At 61.2% G+C, this 23,612-nt stretch carries 17 protein-coding genes and 2 pseudogenes; 3 read left to right on the plus strand and 16 right to left on the minus strand.

What is annotated here, in order from left to right:
• Together YUU_RS0142470 and YUU_RS60680 are read right to left on the minus strand one after the other, a co-directional pair.
• A pseudogene (locus YUU_RS0142470) lies at positions 1-664 on the minus strand (hypothetical protein); the annotation flags it as partial.
• Positions 665-1,082: 418 nt separating this feature from the next.
• Positions 1,083-1,304: a hypothetical protein gene (locus YUU_RS60680; protein WP_027527648.1), complete on the minus strand. Its 222-nt coding sequence runs from the start codon at positions 1,302-1,304 to the stop codon at positions 1,083-1,085.
• A 258-nt stretch (positions 1,305-1,562) separates the two neighbouring features.
• Between YUU_RS60680 and YUU_RS0142485 the strand changes: the two genes are divergently transcribed.
• Entirely contained in the window at positions 1,563-1,940 is a 378-nt protein-coding gene (locus YUU_RS0142485) for a VanZ family protein (RefSeq protein ID WP_035664907.1), read from the plus strand.
• Positions 1,941-1,979: 39 nt separating this feature from the next.
• Here the strand turns inward: YUU_RS0142485 and YUU_RS0142490 are convergent, their stop codons facing one another.
• On the minus strand, positions 1,980-2,468 hold the full coding sequence (locus YUU_RS0142490) for a hypothetical protein (RefSeq protein ID WP_027527650.1): 489 nt from the start codon (positions 2,466-2,468) through the stop codon (positions 1,980-1,982).
• Positions 2,469-3,015: 547 nt separating this feature from the next.
• The gene (locus YUU_RS61980) at positions 3,016-3,366 is read right to left on the minus strand and encodes a hypothetical protein (RefSeq protein ID WP_245288292.1); all 351 of its coding nucleotides are present in this window, start codon (positions 3,364-3,366) and stop codon (positions 3,016-3,018) included.
• On the opposite strand from YUU_RS61980, the gene YUU_RS61985 reads away from it, so the two are divergent.
• Positions 3,271-3,474: a VanZ family protein gene (locus YUU_RS61985; RefSeq protein WP_245288291.1), complete on the plus strand. Its 204-nt coding sequence runs from the start codon at positions 3,271-3,273 to the stop codon at positions 3,472-3,474. The genes YUU_RS61980 and YUU_RS61985 overlap by 96 nt on opposite strands.
• A 101-nt stretch (positions 3,475-3,575) precedes the next feature.
• Here YUU_RS61985 and YUU_RS53915 read toward each other — a convergent pair whose 3' ends face one another.
• From YUU_RS53915 to YUU_RS0142545, 9 genes are all read right to left on the minus strand, one after another.
• Positions 3,576-6,728, minus strand: a complete 3,153-nt coding sequence (locus YUU_RS53915) for an acetoacetate--CoA ligase (protein WP_156944853.1) — start codon at positions 6,726-6,728, stop codon at positions 3,576-3,578.
• A 606-nt stretch (positions 6,729-7,334) separates the two neighbouring features.
• Positions 7,335-8,051 (minus strand): polysaccharide deacetylase family protein, encoded by a 717-nt coding sequence (locus YUU_RS53920; RefSeq protein ID WP_245288288.1) that lies wholly within the window; start codon positions 8,049-8,051, stop codon positions 7,335-7,337.
• A 10-nt stretch (positions 8,052-8,061) separates the two neighbouring features.
• Positions 8,062-8,394 (minus strand): hypothetical protein, encoded by a 333-nt coding sequence (locus tag YUU_RS60685; RefSeq protein WP_198031946.1) that lies wholly within the window; start codon positions 8,392-8,394, stop codon positions 8,062-8,064.
• Positions 8,395-8,672: 278 nt separating this feature from the next.
• Entirely contained in the window at positions 8,673-9,413 is a 741-nt protein-coding gene (locus YUU_RS53925; protein ID WP_245288289.1) for a polysaccharide deacetylase family protein, read from the minus strand.
• A 157-nt stretch (positions 9,414-9,570) separates the two neighbouring features.
• Positions 9,571-10,047, minus strand: coding sequence for a glycosyltransferase (locus YUU_RS0142515; RefSeq protein WP_027527652.1), 477 nt, complete (start codon positions 10,045-10,047; stop codon positions 9,571-9,573).
• A 713-nt stretch (positions 10,048-10,760) separates the two neighbouring features.
• Positions 10,761-10,931 (minus strand): hypothetical protein, encoded by a 171-nt coding sequence (locus YUU_RS59645; protein ID WP_156944851.1) that lies wholly within the window; start codon positions 10,929-10,931, stop codon positions 10,761-10,763.
• Positions 10,932-11,366: 435 nt separating this feature from the next.
• On the minus strand, positions 11,367-12,425 hold the full coding sequence (gene galE, locus YUU_RS0142535) for a UDP-glucose 4-epimerase GalE (RefSeq protein ID WP_027527654.1): 1,059 nt from the start codon (positions 12,423-12,425) through the stop codon (positions 11,367-11,369).
• Positions 12,426-12,608: 183 nt separating this feature from the next.
• Positions 12,609-13,574 (minus strand): UDP-glucose 4-epimerase GalE, encoded by a 966-nt coding sequence (galE, locus tag YUU_RS0142540; RefSeq protein ID WP_027527655.1) that lies wholly within the window; start codon positions 13,572-13,574, stop codon positions 12,609-12,611.
• A gap of 318 nt (positions 13,575-13,892) precedes the next feature.
• Positions 13,893-15,323: a polysaccharide biosynthesis/export family protein gene (locus YUU_RS0142545; protein WP_245288290.1), complete on the minus strand. Its 1,431-nt coding sequence runs from the start codon at positions 15,321-15,323 to the stop codon at positions 13,893-13,895.
• 343 nt (positions 15,324-15,666) lie between these two features.
• On the opposite strand from YUU_RS0142545, the gene YUU_RS0142550 reads away from it, so the two are divergent.
• Positions 15,667-17,166 carry an undecaprenyl-phosphate glucose phosphotransferase gene (locus YUU_RS0142550; protein ID WP_027527657.1) on the plus strand — a complete coding sequence of 500 codons (1,500 nt, stop codon included), beginning with the start codon at positions 15,667-15,669 and terminating at the stop codon, positions 17,164-17,166.
• 202 nt (positions 17,167-17,368) lie between these two features.
• Here the strand turns inward: YUU_RS0142550 and YUU_RS0142555 are convergent, their stop codons facing one another.
• The 3 genes and pseudogenes from YUU_RS0142555 to YUU_RS60690 all read right to left on the minus strand — a co-directional run.
• Entirely contained in the window at positions 17,369-18,796 is a 1,428-nt protein-coding gene (locus YUU_RS0142555; protein ID WP_027527658.1) for an HlyD family type I secretion periplasmic adaptor subunit, read from the minus strand.
• Positions 18,783-21,494 carry a type I secretion system permease/ATPase gene (locus YUU_RS0142560; RefSeq protein WP_084801892.1) on the minus strand — a complete coding sequence of 904 codons (2,712 nt, stop codon included), beginning with the start codon at positions 21,492-21,494 and terminating at the stop codon, positions 18,783-18,785. The genes YUU_RS0142555 and YUU_RS0142560 overlap by 14 nt, the downstream gene beginning before the upstream one ends.
• Positions 21,495-21,602: 108 nt before the next feature.
• Positions 21,603-23,612, minus strand: a pseudogene (locus YUU_RS60690) (hypothetical protein); the annotation flags it as partial.

Here is a 23,612-nt window from a genome sequence, read left to right on the forward strand (position 1 = left end):
GTTTCAGCCGGGACGTTTCCTCACCTGCTTTCGTCGCCAGCGCAGTCTGGGTTTCGACATCGCGCCGCGCGGCTGCGAGATCCTGCTCCAGCCGCGCCGACCGCTCGCGCTCCTGCTGCAGCGATACCTCCAGCTCGGCCGGGCCACTCTCGCCCGCTTCATTCAGCCGGGAAGCTTCCTTCAGTCGGGAAGCTTCCTCGACGGCCTTCGCTGCCAACGCCTTTTGGGTTTCGACCTCGCGCCGCGCGGCGTCAAGACCCTGCATCAGCCACTCGGCCCGATCATGCTCCTGCTCGAGACGTTGCAGCAACTCGATGTCGCGCCTTGCAAGGGCAAGATCGCAAGACAGTGACTCTGCCCAATCGCACTGCTGTCCCGGAGGCTGCTGCAAGGCTCCTGTGTTGCTGGTCGTCGCTTGCGCAATCTGTATCGATTTTTCGCTGCCGTCTGGGCGCGGCAGCAACGTCTCGAACTCGTCAGACTCGACATTGCGGGCCGCCGTCGCCTGTTGCGCGTCGGCGAGGTGCAGCGCCTGATCCGGGGAAGCCTCCGTTGTCGAGGCCCATGTCATAGTGAGCAGGACCGCTGCCACCCACAGTGGGCCACATCGTCCTCGCGTGAGGGAGATCCTCACTTCCTCGTTGAGCATGACCGGGCGACCCATCTGCAATCACCTGTCGCGTAATACGACTTCCTTCAAATGCGTCATTATGCCCTCCATCTTCACGCGAATCATATAGCTCGCATGGAGGACCCTCCCCACCACTTTCGGGGTAGGCTACGGAATGTGTCCGATCATCGAAACCGTGAACTGCTCAACGTCCTTTGTATTTCGCGATTTGAACTGATCGCCAATGAACGATGGCGGGCTCGCCGTCTTCGCCGATGAGACGGCCTCAGCGGGCTGGAGCCTGGGGCCGGCAATTCCCGCGCCTGCCTTCAGGACGCATCGCGAACAAGAACTGCAGGCGCGCTTCTACTCCGCCCGAAAAGGGGGCGCGGGGCAAGCACTACAGGTTGGTACTCCGTTTGGCCGAAACAAACGGGTCGACCAATCTCACGTGCAACCACAATCAACCCTGCTAGAAATCTCGCTTTTGCTGCTTGAAGAACGGCAGCAGCTTCTCAAAAATCTCATCCCGATGCCGGTCGATTTCCCAGGTGAGTGCGTCACTAAAGCCAGGCGCATGGGTATGGATCGTTTCCCTGTCTGCCGAGACTTTCGTCGGCGTTCCGTCGAGGTCTACCCAGCCGCTCAGGGCTTTGCCGTCCCATTCAATGGTCTGCGTCCGACTAATCGACAAGCTGGCCTCCGAGTCGTGCCTTCCTGGATCGCCATTGCAGTGCCCTCAACCCTGAGGAAAGCCGAAGCTATTGTTGCCAAGAAACGGCGCTTTAGAACAACTGCCATGGATGGGTACTCCCTATGCGGGTCAGGGTGTACCAACCGCCACTTGAAATTAAATGTCGAACTTCCAATGATGTTTTGCACCTAATCGGCCGTGTGCCGATCCAGAGCAAGCGCGTCCCCGGCGGGGGCTGCTAATCGAGGCGCTTTAGTGATTAACACCACTTTTCTTCGGCTCGGCGCGTGGCTTCTCGCGGCCGCTGTCACTTTCGTAACGCTCGGACCTCAGGACGTTCGGCCTCACCCTGTTATCGGACAGCAAGGCGATCACGCGCTCGCCTTCCTTCTGGTCGGGATTGCGTTCGGCCTCGCCTATCCGCAGCGACGCTGGACTGCTTCAGTGGTCGCCGTTGCCCTGATCGGCCTGCTTGAGATGATGCAACTATGGGTGCCGGGACGGCACGCGAGGTTTGAGGATTTTGTGGTCGATGCGCTCTCGGCCTGCGTTGGCTTCGCTCTGTCCGCCGCGGCCGACCGGATGATGGCGCAATCTGGCGGAGATCCCGCCCCGTTGACACGCGAACGTCCTTAATGAGCGGGCTGATCTGCCTCGCCCAAGGCGTTTTGCGAGTCACGTGCCCGCGCGGATCGGCACCTTCTCCAAAACGCGGTGGGCGCTGGCTGCCGCCGGCAAGGCCGTGCGCGAGGAAGCCGCGGAAATCTTCGCGAGCGCCTGTTCCAGCTGGCCGGTTCGGTCCCGCTCCTGTTGCAGGGATTTCTGCAATTCCATGGTGCCACCCGTCGCCGCCTGCTTCAGCTCGGTGACTTCGTTGCCCGCCTTTGCTGCGAGCGCCGTCTGAGTCTCGACATCGCGTCGCGCGGCAGCAAGGGCCTGCTCCAGCTGTTCGGCGCGGTCGTGCTCCTGTTCGAAGTGCTGCAGCAGCTCGATATCGCGTCGCGCGAGGGTGAGGTCACGGAACAGCGCCTCCGGTCCGCGAAGCTCATCGGGAGGCTGCTCGAGTCCTCCTTTATCGATCGTCGTTGCTTGCGCGACCCGCATGGATTTGTCAGTGGCGTCGCGGTGCAGCGGCGACGCCGCAAACTCAATGCGACCTGCCATCCTGCGAGAATCGAGATTGTCGGAAGCCGTTCCGTATCTTGCGTCCGCCGGGTGCCGCGCTCGATCGGGGGACGCATGCGTGTCCAACGTTCCCCCGATCAAGAGCAAAGTCGCCGTTATCCACGGGAGCGCGGATCATCCCAGCGTGGGCAGGTAACCGTGCGGCCCATTTGCAATGATCCGTCGCATGATGATGCGGCTTGTTACAGGTGCGTCATTATGCGCACGGCCTGTGAGCGAATCCTATAACTCGCATGGAGGACCTGCTTACCCCTTTCTGGTTAGAGCCGTGGACAATCAACGGAGACGTGAAGCGCTCAAGGTTTGCGACGACTGGTTTCGTGATTTGAGCTCGGGGTCTTCGCGGGCCTCGCGCCGAGATCCGCCATCGAATGGCTCCTGGCGATCGACGTCGCCGAGCTTTCCCCGGGAAAGCTAGCGGCCTTTCGCTTCCGTTTTCCCGTGCAGCTATTCGTGGATACGCTGCTTGTGGCGGGGCAAACTAACGAAAAAGAGGTAATGCGCCCGCTTTGGCGTGACGGTACCCTCATGTGTTGTCGTATGCTGAATTTGCTCCGATGGATTGGCCCGGCTCGGCGGGAGCAGGCGCGGAGCACCAGAATTGTTCGCCGCGAGCAAGGCCGAAATGCCACCAAAACGCCTCCTCAGGACTGCCGCTTGGGCTTCCTTGTTTTTTATTGCCTACGCCACCCTGTCTCCTCTTCGAGATAGGCCAACTTTGCTGATCTCCGCGAATGTTGAACATGTCGCGGCGTTTCTGGTTTTCGGCGCGCTCTTCTGCCTGGCTTATCCACGACGCATTCCTACCGTCCTGATCTTTGTATTCGCCACCGCGGTCTCGCTTGAACTTCTGCAGTTGCTTACGCCGGATCGCCACGCGCGAGTCCTTGATGGAGTCCAAAAGATTGCAGGTGGCGTCTTAGGCGTCTTTGCCGGTCGGGCTATTCTGTATCTCGAGCGAGCCCGTTCTTGGCCCGATCCGTAACGCGTGTCCGTATTGCGTCATTTGGCGTGAACTCTTCGCCTTTGCGCATTTACGGATTTAATGCTCCCGTCGAAAACGGCGAGACTTTCTACGCCCCAGCCTCAGATGGGCAGGAGCACGAATTCCGAATACAGCCTGTCGAGGTCGCCGTTCGCCCGCAGCGGGGAACGGTAGCAGGTTTGCATCGGGAGCAGCAGGCCCCGTGGCCGGACCGGAAAGAGACGCGCCTCCGCAACGAGCGCCACGGTCCGTTGCCGTCGCAGGATCGCCAGCTTGACACGTTCGAGATGTCGCATCAGCAGCTCGGGAGCGCTACAATACAGAATGTCCGAATACGCGATCCGCGCTGGCAGAACCCGTCGCCGTCGCTTCGAAGCGAGACGGCGCTTCACCACCAAATAGGCATGATCGGGCCCGTCGCTGACGGTGAGCTGCAGGCAATCATATCGCGCATGATCGTCAAAGATCTGTCGTTGCTCGCTGGTCAGCCTCTCGCGGACCGCGGCCTGATCGAAGCTGATGACCGGCCGGGTCGGCCCGAACAGCGTCTCGGGCTGTAGCATTGGCGGCATGACGATCCTGTGCGCGCCCAGCGGCTTGAAATCCTGCGCCACGAGGACAGCCCAGGAGGTCGGTGATGGGGTGAAGGCCGTGTAGGTGATGCTCTCGTCCTGCAGCACGGCAGCCAGCAGGGCCATGCCCCAGCCGCGGTACTTCGGGTGCACGGACCAGGAGGAGACGTTGCAGACCAGGGCTACCTCGCCGTTTACCCGTCGCGGGGCGGCAATGGTGGCGATGAAGCCGACGATTGCGTTTCCGTCGAGGAGCACGAAACCGGGCCCGTGATCGGACCAGTTGTGGTCGAACAGCTGGCGCCAGGTGGATGCCTTGAGTCCGGACTCGCAAAAGGTCTCCTCGAGGAAGCGGCAGACCGGATGGCAGTCGGCCAGATCCATGGCACGGAGATGCGGGCCCGCCCGACCAGCCTGCTGCGCAGCCATGGCCTCCACGCCGATGGACAGAGCCGTGGCCAGGCCTTCGATCGATGGCGCCGACAGCAAGACCGAGAGGGGCAGGGGGTGCCCAGCATAGTCCTCGATCTCGAGCAGAAGGTTCACCAGTGCGAGTGAATCGGCGCCGAAGCCAATGAGACTATCGGACCAGCCGATGTGCGAGACGCCGAGCACGCGCTCGCAAATCGCCTGCAACTCGCGCCGCAGTCGGTCACCGGCCGGGATTGCCCCGCGGCCCAGTGACCTCGGCGGTGCCTTGATGGCTGCCGGAGGCGACCGGAGAACCGGATGCTTGGCGATGACATCGAGGCACTCGGGGTTCTGTAGTGCATTGCGGTTTTGCGCAGGCCGGCCATTTATCGCATCGCGCGCCGCAGCCTCGGACCGCTTGCCATTGAAGGTGACGGGCACCGCCGCGACCTGTGCGATGCGCGCCGGCACGAACGCCAGGCTGCCGCAGCGTGCCAGCTCCGAGCGGATGTGCTTCGCCAGCGCGTCGTCGAGCATCAGGCCTCCGCGCAGCACGACAAGGAGAACCATGCGCGAGCCGCCGGGCTCCTCCTCTGCCTGCTGCTCGACCGCCATCGCCTCGAGGATTTCCTCGATGTCACCGAGAATGCGGTAAATCTCCGCGGTGCCGATGCGGATGCCGCGCACATTAAGCACCCCGTCGGAACGGCCATGCAGCCGCCAACCGCAATGCGGCGTGGCCTCGATCAGGTCGCCGTGCGTCCAGAAGCCGAGGTTCTGGGCAAAATAGGCGGCATGGAAGCGAGTGCCGTCGACATCGCCATGAAAGCCAAGGGGCCGTGAGGGAAAAGGGTTTGCACAGACGAGCTCACCGATCGGCGCCCTGGGATCGTCAGATGGCGGCAGCGAGCGGACATCGAGGCCGAGGCTGCGGCACTGTGCTTCGCCGCGTTGGACGGGCAGGTTCGGATTCCCAAGCACGAAGCAGCCGATGATGTCGGTGCCGCCTGAGATCGACTGCAGCGGCATCGCCGCCTTCACCTGGTCACGGACCCAGTCGTACTGGCGGGCATACAGGATGGATCCGGTGGAGAGCACCGCTCGCAGGGCGGAAAAGTCGAACACACGGCCCGGGACGAAGCCAGCGTTCTCGCAAAAGTGCAGATAGGCAGGATTGGTGCCGAACACGGTCACGGATTCCTCGGCAACGATCCGCCAGAAGGTGTCCGGCCCTTCGAGCGGCCCATCGTAGAGCACGAGCTCCACGCCGGAGGCGAGTGCCGAGAGCTGCCAGTTCCACATCATCCAGCCGCAGGTGGTCTGGAAGAACAGCTTGTCGCCCCGTCTGAGATCGCAATGCAGCCGGTGCTCCTTCACATGCTCCAGCAGGGTGCCGCCGGCGCCGTGCTGGATGCACTTCGGCGCGCCCGTGGTGCCGGAGGAGAACATCGTGAACAGCGGCTGGTTGAATGGATGGCGCAGCCATTCGAAGCTGTCCTCGCTGCCAGCGGCATCGCGGAGCAGATCGTCAAGCCGGTGCAGAGGCACAGTTTGCTCGCCGGCGGGAAGTGAGCCGCTGTCCAGCGCGACGATTGCAGCGAGGCTCTGCAGGCCGGCTGCAGCATCCGCAACGCGCTCTGCGACGGGGACGCCCTGATCCCAAAGCTCCGCCCGGAGGCAGCCGAACAGCACCACGGGCTCGAGAGGAGCGAACCGCGCGAGGATGGCAGGCACGCCCATGTCGGGCGCGCAGCTGGCGAAGGTCCCGCCAATGGCAGCGGTAGCCAGGGCGGCAATGACCGCTTCGGCGTTGTTGCGTGCGATCGCCGCAACATGGTCGCCTCCACGCACACCCAGCCGCTGCAGCGACGTGGCCAGGCGGGTGACGGCGACGCGCAGTGCGCCACGGGTGAACCGGTCGCGGCTGCCGCCAGCGTGATAGGCCATCAGGGCCGGCTGATCGGGACTGCCGGCGAGCAGGCACTCGGCATAGTTGAGACGGAGATCCGGGAAGAAGCGGGCGGTCTCGCAGGCATCGCCGACACAGACCGGGTCGAGCGTACCGTCGCGGGGCAGATCGGACCACTCCAGGAAGAGGCGCCAGAAGCTTCGGAACTCTGCCACCGAGAAGCGGTCCATCGCAGCATGATCGGGCAGGGATCGCCCGGTCCGGACCTCACACCATCGCCTGAAAGCGGTCAGTTGCGAATGCGCGACAGTCTGGTCATCGCGCCAGAATACCACGTCCTCCGACAGCGACTTGGTCGGCATCCGCAGAGCGGTCAAGACGATTCTCCTTTGCCGTCAAGAGATCTTGTCTGTCGTCAAGGGATCCTGACTTTTCAGACTGCGGCAGTCGTGCCCGGGAATGTCCTCGCTGACGGCACGCGCGGAGCACTCGATCTTGTTGTCTCGGGAGGAATCTCTTATCGCGAGCGGGGGATGTGAAGACGCAATTCCTGACTACTCACGGAATTAATGGCGCGGCGGCCTGGGCTTCATGCGAGTTCAGAACTCTGGACCATCGGCCGGGTGGTTCTGCTTCTCTGCATTTTCTCCAGACGCGATGCGATTCCTGCAGAAAACGAACGAACGGAAGCCCTCGGGCGATCGAAGGTTGCCAATCAACTAGGCATTGATCCGCTTGCCATCGCAATTGCCCAACGGCGAGCGCTATTTCTTTCGATGTACTTCTTAAGGGTTATTCACGGCTGTGAGTCGACTCTTGAAAAAAAGAATGCCGAATGAAGCGCGATTGGTCGAGATCGACGCCGTGCTGTTTGCAGATCGCTTCCTGCCGCTATTGGGCAGCCCCCCGGCACAGTTGGCAAATGCAATCTGGGCGAAGGCCGCTCTCGATCAGATGGACGGATCTGATCAACGTGAATTACGTGCGTCAAGTTCGGTTAGTTGATCATGCGGTCCAGTAGCGTGGTCAGTGCGAAGTCGCTGTCGTAGCGCCTGCATGCCATCGACGATACCGGTCATTTCCGCCCTGAAGACTGAACGACTGTAAACGCCGATCCTAGGAAGTGCGAAGCGATTCACGTTGCGATCGTACAATTGCCCTTGTCGTGTCGTCACCGCCGATTGAAAACCCACGTCGTTCGCCAGATGCTCTTCGCGAGGGCCGCACGCCCTGACGGTGCCATACGGATATGCAAGGTGCTGAACGGGCAATTGGAGGAGATTCTCCAGATAGTGGCAGTTATCGGCCAATTCGGCTCTCGCCGAGGACGTATCCAGGTTCGCAAGCGCTACGTGCGAGTTCGTGTGGCCGCCGATTGACGCGAGCGGATGACGTGCACGAAGGCGGAGCTCGCGTTCGTCCAGGAAATAGGCGTTATTCAATTCCGTGCGCGAAATCCCATTCTGCTTGAAGGTCGGTGCGAGCATCGCACCACGCCGGTAATCTTGATGAACCCACTGGGTCACCTCCGTGAAGGCCAACATTTTGCTCCGAATGTCAGAACACTGGAACTGGCGGCCTAGCGCATCGATTGTAATTTTGTCTTTCGAGAGAATTAATCGACGCAAACCCAACCACCACGACTGCATGGATCGTGTTGGGGCACCAGTCGGCACGTACATCATGAACGGCTCGTTATGTCGCTCCAGGATTGGAAGGGCTACCGAGACATTGTCCCGGTCCGTCGTCGAAAGTCAGAACCGCATAACGGTCGGACCGATCATTGCTTGCCAGCTTCTGAAGACATTCGTCCATGCTGACAATGGACCATCCTTGTCGCCGCAACCAATCAAGAGAAAACTCAAAGAGCGAAACCGAGGTTCCGGTCATCAATTCCGATGCGCAGTCCCGCTGAATTTCATGAAAACATACAATGGCTGCTCGACCGGCGAACCGGACGCGACAAAAAGGCAGTCGTCCGAGCTGACCCGCGCCGTAGAACAGGCTGCTTTTGAGAATTTTGTTCACCTGGAAGCCTTCTCAGCGGCAGGAGCCTGATCACCCAATCCACTCGCATCTCGCTTCAGCGAGACGGCCTTCATGAGCGCCTGTGCGCCCGCGTGAACGCCGTTCAGGTTGGCCTCAAATGACATTCGCGCCTCGGAATGGCAGCCGACGCCGATGCGGGGCAAGGCGAAACGATTGAGGCTCCCGTCGGCCAACTAGCCTTTCCGGGTCGTCACCGCCGTTGAAAAGCCGCCCTGTTCGGCAAGGCGATATTCGCGAGGCCCGCATGCGCCGGGGCTCTAATTGGGATAAGCTAGGTGACGAATCGGTCGTTCGAGGAGGGTCTCGAGGTATATGCGATTGTCGTCCAGTTCCGCTCGCGCGGAGGACGCGTCGAGGGTAGCGAGTGCCGCATGCGACGCGGTGTGCGCCCCAATTGACGCCAGAGGATGGCGGGAGAGCGCTTGCAGTTCTCGCTCGTCGAGAAAATATGCATCGTTCAAAGCCGATAGTGAAATTCCGTACCTGCGGAACGTTGATTCAAGCAATGCAGAACGGCGATAGTCCCCGTGAACCCACTGGATTACCGTTTTCAGTCCTGCTCGCTTGCTGCGAAAGTCCGGGCAAGCAAAGCTCCTTTCCATCGGATCGATCGTGACCCGTTCCTCTCGGCGAAAGAGTTCCCGCAGGCCGATCCACCAAGACTTCATGGCGCGAGTTGGGGCACCCGTAGGTACGTAAACCGTAAATGGCGCCTTGCGCTGCTCCATGAGGGGAAGCGCCACGGAGCGCACGTCTCGATATCCATCATCGAACGTTAGCACTGCGTACCTTGGCGCTTTCGGTTCGTTCCGTGAAAGCGCCTGCAGACATTCATCAAGGCTGACGATTTTCCATCCCTGCTGCTGGAGCCAATCGAGCGAATGCCGGAAGAGATCTACCGAAGTGCCGGTCATCAGTTCATGGCGGAAATCCCGCTGTATTTCATGGAACATGACAATGACCGCTCGTCCGGCGAATATTCGGCGGAACACCGGCATGAGCCGTGTAGGATTCCGTCTGTTGCGAGCTGCCTCATTTGGCTCTTACCAGACCTCCACAAGCGATTGGATCAGGGTGCAGGCATCCGCGGACTCTCGACCTCTGCTACGGTCGTACCCGGAAAAAGAGACCGAATCCGCGGCGAGACCATCGGCATCAGCGTGGGCCGTCGCGCCGGCTCGACTCCAGTACGGGACCGCCCCGATTGGCGTTTGGCGAGTCTCTCAGATCGAATGCCTTATCATAGGCGCTTAGAAGGTGGGCCGCCTCGTGGTCCCAGGCGAGTTCGTTGTGGATTCTCTTTTGACCGAACGCGCCCATATGGGCACGCCGCGCCGGATCATCTAGAAGTTCAAGTATCTTGTCGCCGAACTCCGCAGTGTCGGTATTCGATACATAAAGAGATGCCTCGCCCGCCGAAACGCGCCCTTCGGTGAGGTCGAATTGGACGATAGGCCGCCCCAAGGCCATGTACTCCATGGTCTTGTTCATCGTCGATTTATCGTTCATTGCATTGGGGCGATCCGGATCCACGCAGACGTCTGCCGTCGAGAGTATTGTGAACAGCGTCGCATCATCGACACGGCCGGTGAACGTCACGAATTCATCCAGCTCAAAGGCCGTCGCGATCATACATGCGGTGAAATTCCGTCGCCTGCAATCGGAATTCGGATCGATGGCTCCCCTTAACGAGAGAGTCCTGGAAATTGATCTCGAATCTCACGGCACTCTTGGAACTCCAATTGGGCGCGTCAACGACGACTGCCGACCGCGCCCTTCTCCCGGCAACCAGTGCCCAAAACAAGGCAGCGCTGTACTCGGCTCTCGCTCGCCTGTTTCAGCCGGGACGTTTCCTCACCTGCTTTCGTCGCCAGCGCAGTCTGGGTTTCGACATCGCGCCGCGCGGCTGCGAGATCCTGCTCCAGCCGCACCGATCGCTCGCGCTCCTGCTGCAGCGATGCCTGCAGCTCAGCCGGGCCACTCTCGCCCGCTTGATTCAGCCGGGAAGCTTCCTCGACGGCCTTCGCTGCCAACGCCTTTTGGGTTTCGACCTCGCGCCGCGCGGCGTCAAGACCCTGCATCAGCCACTCGGCCCGATCNTGCTCCTGCTCGAGACGTTGCAGCAACTCGATGTCGCGCCTTGCAAGGGCAAGATCGCAAGACAGTGACTCGGCCCAGTCGCGTTGCTGTTCCGGAGGCTGCTGCGCGGCTCCTGTGTTGCTGGTCGTCGCTTGCGCAATCTGTATCGATTTGTTGCGGCCGTCTGGGCGCGGCAGCAACGTCTCGAACTCGTCAGAAACGAGATTGCGGGCAGTCGCAACGGCGCATGTCAGCCGCCGCGACGGTTAGGCGGTGTTACCGGCGTCCACCGTCAGCACGATGCCGGTGGTGACGTTCCTGCCTGCGCCGGCCCCATCGGCCGCTTGCTCCTGCGGGGCGGCCGGATCTGGGTCGCTCTCGAAGCCAAGGCGTCTTTGGAAGCGCGAGCCGGCGAGTGGTTCGCAGTCGAACCGCATGCTATTGTCAGTAGAGCTGAGGCGAACGCGCAAGTCTCAATCGAGCTCAGTGCACCGGTGCGCGGGCGCCCCGCCGCCGCTTGGGTCGGTGCCGCGGATCGCCGAATTTGAGCTCCGCAACCAGCCGCCAGAGCTGAACCTCGTGGCCGTCCGCCAACCGCCCCGCCCGCTCGGTTGCCGACGCATCATCTGGGCAGTGAAGGTTAACCACGCCCCCCAACTGGCCGTGTTCGTCTAGAACGAATGCACGATAGTGTGGCATCGCAAATCCCCACGCGAATGCATCTTACCTGCAGCCTCGCTTTGCGGCTTGGAGATTTTGGGTCATTACGAGCTACCTCGGATGGGCGGTATGCTTGCCGCCGTGGCTCGCCCCGAACCCGCTCATGCGGTCAGAGTCTTCGGCGTTCGTTCGAATATCTCAGGCGCGCACACTCAGCCGTGACGGCGGAAATGCCCGGACCGCTCCCGGACTTTCGGAAGCGCGCTATCATCATAGCCGTTGGGGTTCTGCAATTGCCATCGCCAATGGTCCGCACACATTTGCTGCAACGATCGGGTCGATTTCCAACCCAACGCCTCCATCGCAAAGGTCGGGTCGGCATAGCAGATGGCGACATCACCGGCCCGGCGCTCCCTGATTTCATAGGGGACCGGTCGCCCGCTCGCTGCTTCAAACGTGCGAACGACGTCCAGAACGCTGGTGCCGTTGCCCGTTCCAAGATTGACCGTGAGTACGCCGGGCTGTCTGAGATGGCGCAAGGCACTCAAATGCCCGGATGCGAGATCGACCACATGAATGAAGTCGCGGATTCCGGTGCCGTCAGGCGTGTCATAGTCGTTTCCCCAAATCTGCAGCTTCTCCCGCAGTCCAATCGCCACCTGCGCCACAAACGGCAGCAGATTGTTCGGAACGCCCAGCGGGTGTTCTCCGACGAGCCCGCTTTCGTGCGCGCCAACCGGATTGAAGTAGCGCAGATTGCCGATCCGCCATTCGTCGTCGGACCTGCAGAGATCCTTCAGCATCTCCTCGATAAAGAGCTTTGTGCGGCCGTACGGATTGGTCGGACAGAGGGGATGCTTCTCGTCGAGCGGCAGGTATGCAGGTATCCCGTAAACGGTCGCGGACGAGCTGAAGACGAGCGTCTTTACATTCGCCCTCTTCATGGCAGACACGAGCCGCATCGTTCCCAGAACGTTGTTCTCGTAATACGTCATGGGCTGCATGTTCGAATCGCCGACGGCCTTCAGCCCCGCAAGGTGAATGACTGCAGTCACTCCGCAGGTACGAAGTACGTCGTAGATCACCTCCTCATTCCGGATATCTGCGTGCCGAAAGACGAGCGAACGCCCGCAGATGGACTGCACCCGCTCGAGCGAAGCCTTGTTGCTGTTGGAGAGATTGTCGACGACGACGACGTCAAGCCCGGCGTCGAGCAATGCGATACAGACGTGGGAGCCGATGTAGCCGGCACCTCCGGTCACCAAGATCATCTCGGACACCTTCCGCTTTTCCGGCCTCCGTACGCCGTGGACACCATTTTACTTGCAAGTCGCATCGCAGGGCGTGGCGATTATGGGCTTTAAGAACTACCTCTGATGGGCATCCGGGCGCTTCGTCCAGGTTCACTGGTGGTCGCAATCGACTCGCGGGCCGTCTCATCACAGCGCTCGCGATCATCGCGTCATCCATTTCCATGCGTCGCGCATCTGAATTTCCAGGTCGGACCGCTCCGGTTTCCAGCCGAGCAGGGTTCGCGCTCTCTGGAGAGCGCCGATCAAGACCGCCGGATCGCCCTGCCGTCTCGGGACCAGCTCGATTTGGATCGGTCTGCCCGTAACGCGCTCGGCCGTCGCCACGACTTCCAGGACCGAGTAGCCCCGCTCATTGGCCAAATTGACCGCGCAAGTGGCTCCGCCGTCGATGAGATACCTGAGTGCCCTCACATGCGCGTCGGCGATATCAAGCACGTGGACGTAATCGCGGATGCAAGTTCCATCGGCCGTGTCGTAGTCATTCCCGAACACCTTGACCGCCGTGGCGTCACGGGCGGCGGCCAGCACCAACGGGATCAAATGGGTTTCCGGTTCGTGAGCTTCGCCGATTTCTGCTTCGGGGTCCGCGCCCGCCGCGTTGAAGTAACGGAGCGAGACCGAACGAAGGTTGTGAGCCACATCGAGATCCCGAAGCATCCGCTCGACAACAAGCTTGGAGTAGCCGTAGGGATTGATCGGTTGTTGTGGATGATCCTCCGAGATCGGAAGTCGATTGGGCACACCATAGGTCGCGCAGCTTGACGAGAACACCACCGGCACCGGTTTGAAATCGATCAAGGTCTGTAGCAGCGAGGCGGTTTCGCCGACGTTGTTGCTATAGTAGAGCAGGGGGTTTGCGAGGGATTCCGCAACGTAGGCATAAGCGGCGAAATGTATCAGAGCTGACGGACGGTATTTTTCCAGTACCGAACGCACCTTGGCTGCATCGCCAATGTCGCCAAATTCGAACATGCCGAATTTCGCGGCCCAACGGTTGCCACGTGAGAGGTTGTCGTAGACGACCGGCTCAAATCCATGGCGCGCCAATACTTTGCAGGTGTGGCTTCCGATATAGCCGGCACCACCCGTTACCAGAATCTTGACCACGCTCTATATCGCCTCGAATATATCGCCGCGAATCCGGCACTGACGGAATGAATCAATTGTCTCCGACGGCAACAAGATATGGCTCTTCCTGCCTGCGCGGTCGGCGCACTTGGTCGCCACGCAAAAATGCAATAGTCGGCTTTCGTCCCACGGCCCTCAGCCCTGCAAGGTGAATGACCGCGGTCGCTCCGCAGGGAGCGGGGTATGTCGCAGATGGCCGTTTCATTCCGGATGTCGGCGTGCCGAAAAACAAGCGATCGCCTGTAGATCGATAGCACCCGTTCAAGCAAAGCCGTTGCGGAATTGCGACGGCGCTTGTTACCTCTGCCCGACGCGCACCGAACCGCCTGCGGTCGCATCGGACCGGCCTGTCCCCGATGGAATATCTGAACTGCCTAGCCTTCGGGGAGGGATGGCAGGACCATCCTGGTATTGTAGGCTGACCTCGACGGCATCACCCGGCTGCAACTCGGTATCCTCACTTGCGATGATCCGTTCCTGCCCCTTATCGCCCTTCCTGATGATGGCAATCTCTGCGTTGTTGCCGGCTCCTCGCACGAGTTGCGATCGAACCAGAGCTGTGTACTGAAGCTTCTCGCCGACGCTCTGCAGCTTCTCGCGAATTTGATTGAGCTTTACGCTGGTATCCTGCAGCTCACGGAGCAGGTCGAGCCTCCGCTGGTCATCCAGCTTTGCGAGCTTCCTGACGAATTCGTCCTGCTGCTTCTTGACCTGCAGCAGTTGCGCAGAGGTTTGCAGCTTCCGGGTCGATGACAGCAGTACGGCGCGACGCGCATCCGTAACGCGAGGGCTGATCAAGGACCCCTTGCCGAAGAGCTCGGTCGTTTTCTGCAGGTCGTCAAGATCCGCCTGAAGTCCCTCTTCATCCTTCTTCTGCTGCTCTGACAGCACGCGGACCTCGTCGTCTCCCTGTCGAATGCCGCGCTGAAGGTACGTCTTTTCCTGCTGATAATCACTCTGCTTGGTCTTCAGATATTCCGTTTCTGCATTAACGATTTCCGAAATCGCCGATCGAGCCAAGGGCGTGTCCATCAGAGCGCCTGGACTGATCTGGGCGCCCTCTCCAAGTTCAGTCTTGATGCGCCACATGCGCGCCTGTTCTTTGGCCAGCTCTGTCCAAAGCGAACCATACTCGCTTCTCAGGTCTACTGACTCGAGATACGGGTTGTTCATTCTGATACGCATGATGTCGTAGCCGCCTGCCACGGCGACGAGCTGGCGTGCGGTGATAGACGGACGATAAGGGTATTCACCTGGCTTCGACACATCTCCATTCACGTAAATGGGCCTGTATTCCGCGATGACCGTCGTGACCTCGTCTGCGTCGATCACGACGACCGTCTCGCGGCCATCGGACGTCCTCTGTCGAAATACCTTGCTCGCCAGTGCAGCCCCGATTTTGGCTCGGATCTGCGGTAAGGGCAGGCCGACCACTGGAAGCGTACCGACCAGTGGCAACGAAACGTTCCCGTCCATTTGAACGGCAGCCCGATGCCGTAGCTCCGGCACGCCCGCCACCGCAACCTCCAGCACGTCTCCGATGTTTACCAGATATTCGGCCTTTGCCTGAGTGACGGAAATTGTCAGAAGAACAGCCACCAAGCCCCATTTGATGCAACGACCCAGATCGCTGCCAGAGACGTCAATATGGAAGCTATTGCGAAGTCTGGAGTTCGGCATGGCGGCAATTCCCTGTACGAACGTGGTCACCAAAGTGTAGTCCTTCAAAATCTGTTCGCGGAAGGCAGCATGTCAACATCGCCGCCGTCCGAGTAACCGTCCAGACAGGCGATCTGCAAAACGACGTTCTGCTCTCTCGTTGACGCCGTACCGCTCGGTGTCTTCTTCCGCTCTGTTCGACTGATCGGTCCTCTATTGATCATTCCAATCGAACCCATTGGGATGGGCGCGTCGATTGCTGTTCGAATCTAATCCCGGGCTGTCGCGGCTCAATCGACCATCGTAGTTACCCACTTATTGCTCGTCCCATCCAGTTATTGCCAATTTCCATCCAATGACCCGGACTGTACTGATTCAGCCAAAGTGACGAGTGATTAGGTGGCTGACTGCTATGAATTATGCGTCCTTCACCAATTTGCCGGCCTCTTCCAAGATTCCGGCACATTCGGTCGATGACCGCATAGCGATCGCTGGAGGCGTTGGAAGGGGCAGATTGACTGCTCTATTGGTATTGGCAGCTGGCACCGAGTTCTTGCTCGTAGCCGGTGCGGCCTATCTCGCGGCCGTCCTCTATCATCGATTGGTCCTGTTGCAGTCGCCGGATCCCGCCAGGTACGTTCAGGAATCCTTTCTGATTTCCACATTGGGACTGCTGGTTTCGATAGGACTTCGGCAATATTCCCGAATCCTGACGCAGCCCCGCCACGTCTTCCTATGGAGCGGCGCCAGCGGCGTCCTCCTCGTATTCTCGTTCTTCGTCTCAACGATATTCGTCTTGAAAATCTCCGAGGACTACTCGCGCGCAACTGTCATCGTCCAGGCTGTGAGTGTCCTCCTCACCGTGCTCAGCACACGGGCAATATGGTTTTCAGTGCTACAGCCTGCTATTGCGTCGGGTCTGATCGATGCCAGGCGCGTCATCCTTATAGGAGACCCGGGTCACTGCTTGCAGTTTTCTGCACGAGCTAAGGGTACCGGAATTCGGACCATCCACTCGTTCGACTTTCCGCGGCCTCGCGCCGATTCCTCAATCCCGGCGCAGCCCGACGCCGTCCAGGCGCGACCCGCTGATGTCCGCCAACTGGTCGCGGACTGTCGACCCCTCCGAGCGGATGACGTTGTCATCTTGATTTCGGAATCAGATGTTGCCTCTGCTCTCGCGCTCGCCAGCGCCATGTCAGACCTGCCAGTAGACGTTCACGTCGTCCCTGTTGGATCCATCAATCTGATGGCCGTGTCGCGGATCACCCAGTTCGGCAACATGGTGACGATGCGGATATTCCAGTCTCCGCTCACTCCTTTCAACCGAGCAATCAAGCGGGGAGTCGATATCGCCGTCGCAATCGCTGGCCTTGCTGTGACCGGCCCGCTTTTCGTCGTCGTTCCGATCGCAATTAAGCTCGACTCTCGTGGGCCGGTGTTTTTTCGGCAGACGCGGCACGGTTACAACAACGAGCCAATTCGCGTGTTGAAATTCCGATCGATGACCGTGATGGAGGAGGGCGACAACTTCAGATCGGTCACCAGACACGATCCGCGCGTGACCCGTCTTGGACGTCTTCTGCGCCACACCAACGTCGACGAGCTTCCGCAATTGTTCAATGTGCTGCTCGGCGACATGTCGATCGTGGGGCCACGTCCGCACGCAACCTCGCAAAACGAGCTGTTCAATGAGCTGATTTCGTCATTTTCCCGCCGCCACAACGTCAAGCCTGGTATTACAGGTTGGGCTCAGGTCAATGGGTATCGTGGCGACGTCGATACGCTCGAGAAGATGCAGCGTCGTGTCGAGCATGATCTGTACTATATAGACAACTGGTCACTCATTCTCGATCTTAAGATCATGGTCATGACCTTCTTTTCCAGAAAAGCGTATTGGAATGCTTATTGACGCGGCTCCGCTGCAACGCCTTCTGCCGACCGATCTTTGCGTCTGTTTGGAAGATCACAGGGTATTGGACATGGGCGTGCGTCGGCGCCCCGCCAGGCGCTTCGTTTCACCTGATGGGATTAACGGATGCCGCGCGCACTAGCCCACTGGAAATGGCCGCTTCGAATTGCGGGCAACGCTCCTCGATGATGCCCCACTTCGTCTACCGCTCCCGCAGCGATTCCTGCTTGTACCTCGCCAGTGGCGAGAGAAGATAGCTGATAATGCTGCGCGCGCCGGTCTTGATCTCGACCGTCACCGCCATGCCGGGGCCGAGCTTGACGAGCTTGTCCTCTACCTGCATGTGCGTGCGGTCGAGTGAAACGCGCGCCGCATATTCCAGCTCCTGACCTCTCGGCTCGCTGCTGCTCTGCGCCGCGCCCGATGTCCGGTCATTCGACCCGCCTTGTTGCCTGTCGCGCGTTATGGCGTCCGTCGACACGCTTAGCACGTCACCATGGAGGAGTCCGTAGCGCGTGAAGTTGAACGTATCGATCTTGATCTCCGCCTTCTGTCCTGGATGAACGAACCCGATGTCGCGGTTGGAGAGCATGGCCTCGATCTCGAGCTGGCTCTCGCTTGGAACCACGATGGCGAGCGCCTGGGCCGGCGTCACCACGCCGCCCACCGTGTGAACGGCGAGCTGTTGCACGACGCCGTCGACCGGCGCAGTCAGCTGCTGGAGCTTCGTGCGCCGCTCCGCCTTGACCACCTCCTGCGAGGCGCTCGCCACCTTCTGCTCGGCTTTCGCGAGTGCGTCATAGGTCGCGCGCCGATACTCTGCAGCGGTCCTGTCCTTCGTTTCCTTTAGCAAGGCGATGGCCGCGTCGGCTTCACGGAGCTTGCTCTGCTGGAGGACGAGATCCTGCTGAAGGCCGACCAGCTCCTGATACTCGGAGAGATAGACCACCTTCGAAGCCAAGGCCTTGTCGACGAGCCCCTTGCGGATGTCGACCCGCTCCTGGAGCACCGGTATCGTCGCCTGCAGCTTCGCCACGCTCGCCGACGTGGTTGCCCGCTCCGCTTCCTTCTGACCCTGCTGGCGCTCGATCTCGGCGAGCTTGGCGCTCTGCTCGGAGCGCTGGCTGATCAGAAACTGCCGATGCATCTCGATCTCCGCGGCACTTGCGCCCTGCGGTGACCGGAAGGCGGCAAGCGGATCCTCGGCGAGCGCCGCGCGCAGCCGCGCGACGTCGAGCTCGGCCGCGACGAGGTCGCTCCTCTGGCGCTCCTGATCGGCCTCCGTCATGGTCGGGTCGAGCTCAATCAGGACGTCGCCGGCCTTGACGCTCTGTCCGTCGCGGACGTGGATGGCGCGGACGACGCCCGTCTCGAACGGCTGGATGAGCTTGGTGCGCCCGCCCGGCACGATCTTGCCCGTCGCGGTCGCGACGATATCGACGCTGCCGAACGATGCCCACAACAGCGCGATGCAAAACACCGCGACGATGCTCACTCCGATCGCGCGCCCGATCGGCGACGGCGGCGTTTCAGTGATCTCGAGCGCCGCCGGCAGGAACGCGATTTCGTGTTCGCGGCGGCGAGGTTCGCGCCTCGGAAACGGAACGATATTTCGGCTAGCGGATGTCATGGATTCCGGCCTGCAGATAGTGAAGGTTGGCGTAGCGCCCATTCGAGCGGATCAGCTCGTCATGGCTGCCGTCCTCGACGATGCGGCCGTGCTCGAGTGTGATGATCCGGTTCGCGTTGCGTACGGTCGAAAGCCGATGCGCGATGACGAAGACAGTCCGCCCCGCGGCAATCCGCTTCATGTTCTGCTGGATAGCCCGCTCGCTTTCATAGTCGAGCGCGCTGGTCGCCTCATCGAGGATGAGGATGCGCGGATCGGTGATGAGAGCGCGCGCGATCGCAACACGTTGACGTTGGCCGCCTGAGAGAGTGCTGCCGCGTTCACCGACGACGGTATCGTAGCCCTCGGGCAGCTCCAGGATGAAGTCGTGCGCGCCAGCCAGCGACGCCGCCTCGATGACACGCTCCATGGGCATGGCCGGATCGGCGAGTGCGATGTTCTCTCGGATCGAGCGATTGAAGAGCACGTTCTCCTGCAAGACCACGCCGATCTGGCGCCGAAGCCAGGTCAGATCGACCATCGCGAGGTCGACGCCGTCAACCAGCACACGGCCGCTCTCCGGCACATAGAGACGCTGGATCAGCTTGGTAATGGTGCTCTTGCCCGAGCCCGACGAGCCCACAATACCGACGACCTGGCCGGGCTCGACGTTGAAGGACACGTTGTGCAGCACTTCGGGGCCGTCGGCGCGGTAGCGGAAGGTCGCGTGCTCGAACGTAACCTTGCCGCGGATCGGTGGCAGGGCAGCGCGGGCCGGACTGAAGCTTGGCTCGGGAATCGTGTTGAGGATGTCGCCGAGGCGATCGATCGACAGACGGGCCTGATGGAAGTCCTGCCACATCTGCGCGAGCCGAAGCACCGGCATGCTCACCCGCCCTGCCAGCATGTTGAACGCAACGAGCTCGCCGACGCTCAGGTCGCCGCCGATCACGAGCTTGGCGCCGAAGTAGAGCGTTGCGGCGGTGACCAGCTTGTTGATCATCTGGACCGCCTGACTCGCCGTATTGTTCAGGCTGAGCACGCGGAAGCTCGCGCTCACATAGCCGGCGAGCTGCTCCTCCCAGCGACGCTGCATCTGCGGCTCGACCGCCATCGCCTTCAGCGTCTCGACGCCGGTGACGCTCTCGACCAGGAAGGCCTGGTTCTCCGAGCCGCGATTGAATTTCTCGTCGAGGCGCCGGCGGAACAGCGGCGCGGCACCTGCAGAAATGCCGATATAGAGCGGGAACGATGCCATGACGATCAGCGTCAACGGCGTCGAATAGTAAAACATTACTGCAAGGAAGACGAACGTGAACAAGAGATCGACAACTAGCGTGAGCGCCGAGCTCGTCAGGAACTGACGGATGTTCTCCAGCTCGCGGACGCGTGCGACCGAATCGCCGACGCGGCGCGCCTGGAAATATGCGATCGGCAATGCCATCAGGTGACGAAACAGCCGCGCGCCAAGCTCGACGTCGATGCGGTTCGTCGTGTGCGCGAACAGATAGACGCGCAGCGTGCCGAGAACGGTCTCGAACACGGTCAGCGCGACGAGGCCCGCAACCAGGACGTCGAGCGTGCTGAGGCTTCGATGCACGAGCACCTTGTCGATGACGACCTGGAAGAACAGCGGAGCGATGAGGGCAAAGACCTGGAGGAAGAACGACGCGGCCAGCACTTCGCCGAGCAGGCGGCGATACTTGTGGACCGCGCCGATGAACCAGCTGATATCAAATCGCCTGGACAGATCCGTCAGAGCCGCGCGCCGGGTCATCAGGATGATGTCACCGTCCCAGATGGCCTCGAGCTCGGCCTGAGTCATGGCTTCGGGTCGGGGCGACAATGGGCGCTGAACAAGAAGCTTGTCATCGATGACCTTGCCCAGGATCAGGAAGCCGCCGTCGCGCAGCACGGCAATTGCCGGCAGCGGCGTGACCGCGAGCCTGCTCCAGCCCGACCGCTTCGCCTGAGCCTTGAGCCCGAATTCCTTGGCACAGCGCAGAATTTCGGTCGCACCGATCCGCGCCGTGCCCATGCGATGCCGAATTTGCTCCGGGTCGGCGGCAATCCCGTGGCAACGCAGCAATATCGCCACCGCAATGAGCCCTGACTCGTCGCCGCTCGCAGGCTCGAGACCCGCCTCGTGGACAGCCATGTCGGGATGATCGGGTGACTGCGTGCGCATCATGATATCGCGGGCACGCATGAAGAAGTCCCGGGCGTGCGTCAACATATTGCCGGCATGCATCACGGCATCGCCGGCACGCCGCGCCAGATCGCGCCCCGGGATGCTCATGCCGGCAAGGGAATGAAGCAAGCGGTGCGCGAGATTCTGTGAGCCGGCCAGGATCAAACGGCCGTCCCACACTTCTTCGAACTCGGCGCGCGTCATCATGTTCGGACGCGATGCGGTTGGATGCAGCACAAGTGCCGTCTCGTCATCGACCTTGCCGAGAAGCAGGAATCCGCCATCACGCAGCGACGCGATCCCGGGCAGCGTGGTGCTCGCAAGTCGCTTCCAACGCGTCGTGCGCGAACGGACTTTGACCCCGAATTCGTGGGCACAGCGAAGCATCGCGCTGATGCCGATATCGTTGCTCCCGCAACGGTCGCGGAGCTGGTCAGGCTCGGCGTTCACGCCATGAAGGCGCAGGAACAGAGCCAGGGCTCGAAGCCCGAGATCTGCGGCATGGGCATTTCCATTCTGGATCGCCATTTTTAACTCAACCCTTCGCGGCTACCGACCGCGTATGTGTTCCTTCTCATGCATTCACAAATATTGACGGTGCCGCACCCAGGCGCTGAGCCTGGGTGCGGCCAGGCATCAATGTTGCGGTCTGGCCAGCAACGATTCCAGACCCGAACCGGATGCTTGCGACACAGCCGCGACGATCTGTCCGGGATCCACCCGGCCGGTGTTACCGGCCAGATACTGGTTCAGCAGCGCAAAGCTCTGGCTCGCCAGGGACGCCGTGCTCGTGCCGGCCGCAACCGGATGATCCGCCACGACGATCGGCTGCTGTGCGGTCGTTGCCAGGGTGCTGGTGGCCGGGTCCACATGCTGCTGGAGCAGCGCGAAGGCCCGGCTTGCCAAGCCCCCCGCGTTCGCGGCGATCGCATGCTGAAGATCGGTGAAGTCGAACCTCTGCGGCGATGTCGTGGTCGTGGCGGGCGTGGTCGTCGCGGCCGTGGTCGTGGTGGTGGTGGCGGGCGTGGTGACCGTCGGCACATGATCCGTCACGGTGCTCGCCTGCGACGACGTTGTGGTCGTGTGCGACGACGTTGTGGTCGTGTGCGACGACGTTGTGGTCGTGGCCGGTCGAGGATCCGTCACAGTGATGGTCTGCGGCGAGGCCGTCGACACGGAGTCGGTGACCTTGTCCTTGGCGGACGCAGTCAGCGTGAGTGTTGCGACCGGATGGCCGCCACCGCGATAGTACGAATGCAGCGTAAGGCCGCTGTCGACCTGCGCAGCCGTCAAGGTGATGTTGCTTCCCCTGAACGTCTGACCATCGAGCTTGTCGGTGATCGTCTCGTACTTCGGCAACCCCGTGATGTTCACGGTCACGACGTCGTTGGAGTCCGTCGTTGTCACCTTGGTTCCCAGGTCGACGGTACCGCCTCTCCCGGCCACCGAGAGCGAGTGATCCGCGATAGTCAGGACCGGCTTGGTCGATGACGGGGTCGTCGTGCCAGATGAGGACGTGGTGCCGCCCGACGACGTGCTGCCGGTCGGCGTGGTTACGGTGGTGCTGCCCGACGACGTGCCGCTGGTCGGCGTGGTGACGGTGGTCCCACCCGATGTCGTGCCGGACGATGAGGTGCCGCTCGTCGATGGCGGCGGATCGATCTGAAGACCCGTGAAGGTCTTCACCGCGCCCGAGAGATTGGCCGCAACACCGGACGAATCCTTGATGCTTGCGCCGCTCGGAAGGTTGACCCCGGTGATGGCGAGCGAGGACACAGTGGTGTCGGTCGACGCGACAGTCGTCTTGAAGGTGAGCGTGCTCGTGCCCGAACCGCCAACATAGGTGGCCTTCGCACCATCATTGAGCGATAGGGTGGGCGTGCCCGTCACACTCACGGCCTCATTGAAGCCGAGCGTCAGCGTGATGGTGTCGCCGACCAACTCGGTTCCAGTGCCCGGAGAGGCCGTGGCCTGCGTCACCGCCGGCAGAATCGGATCGATCTGCAACCCCGTGAACGTCTTCACCGCGCCAGCGAGGTTCGCCGCAACACCGGATGCATCCTTGATGCTCGAGCCGGTGGGGAGATTGACCCCGGTGATGGCGAGCGCCGAGGTGTTGGTGTCGGTCGAGGCAACCGTCGTCTTGAAGGTCAGTGTCCCCGTTCCCGAACCACTGACGTAGGTAGCGGTCCCACCATCATTGAGCTTCAGCGTCGGCGTGCCCGTCACGGTCACCGCCTCGTTGAAGCCGAGCGTCAAGGTGACGGTATCGCCGGCATGCTCGATTCCCGTTCCCGGAGAAGCCGTGGCCTGCGTCACCGCCGGTGTCACCGTGGGAGTTGTGGGGGTGGTTGGCGTCGTCGGCTGCGCCGGCGTGGGGGCGGGTGCCGACCCGGTCGAAAACTGGGTGTTGCTGAAATCCAAGGTTTGGGTTTGGGTTGAAGAACCGCGGTAAATGCCTTCCTTCCAGTAGTACTGCGCACCCGCCGATCCGATCGCGCCGTGATAGCTAGCGATCTCGACGCCATCGCGCCAGACGTTAACGAAGCCGGTGTTGCCGCTCGGGTCCATCTCCATCTGCAGATTCATCTGGTAGGTCTGACCACGCACGATCGGATTAGGGTCTTGGTAGAGCAAGACCCAATT

The organism is Bradyrhizobium sp. Ec3.3 (assembly GCF_000472925.1).
Lineage (GTDB): Bacteria > Pseudomonadota > Alphaproteobacteria > Rhizobiales > Xanthobacteraceae > Bradyrhizobium.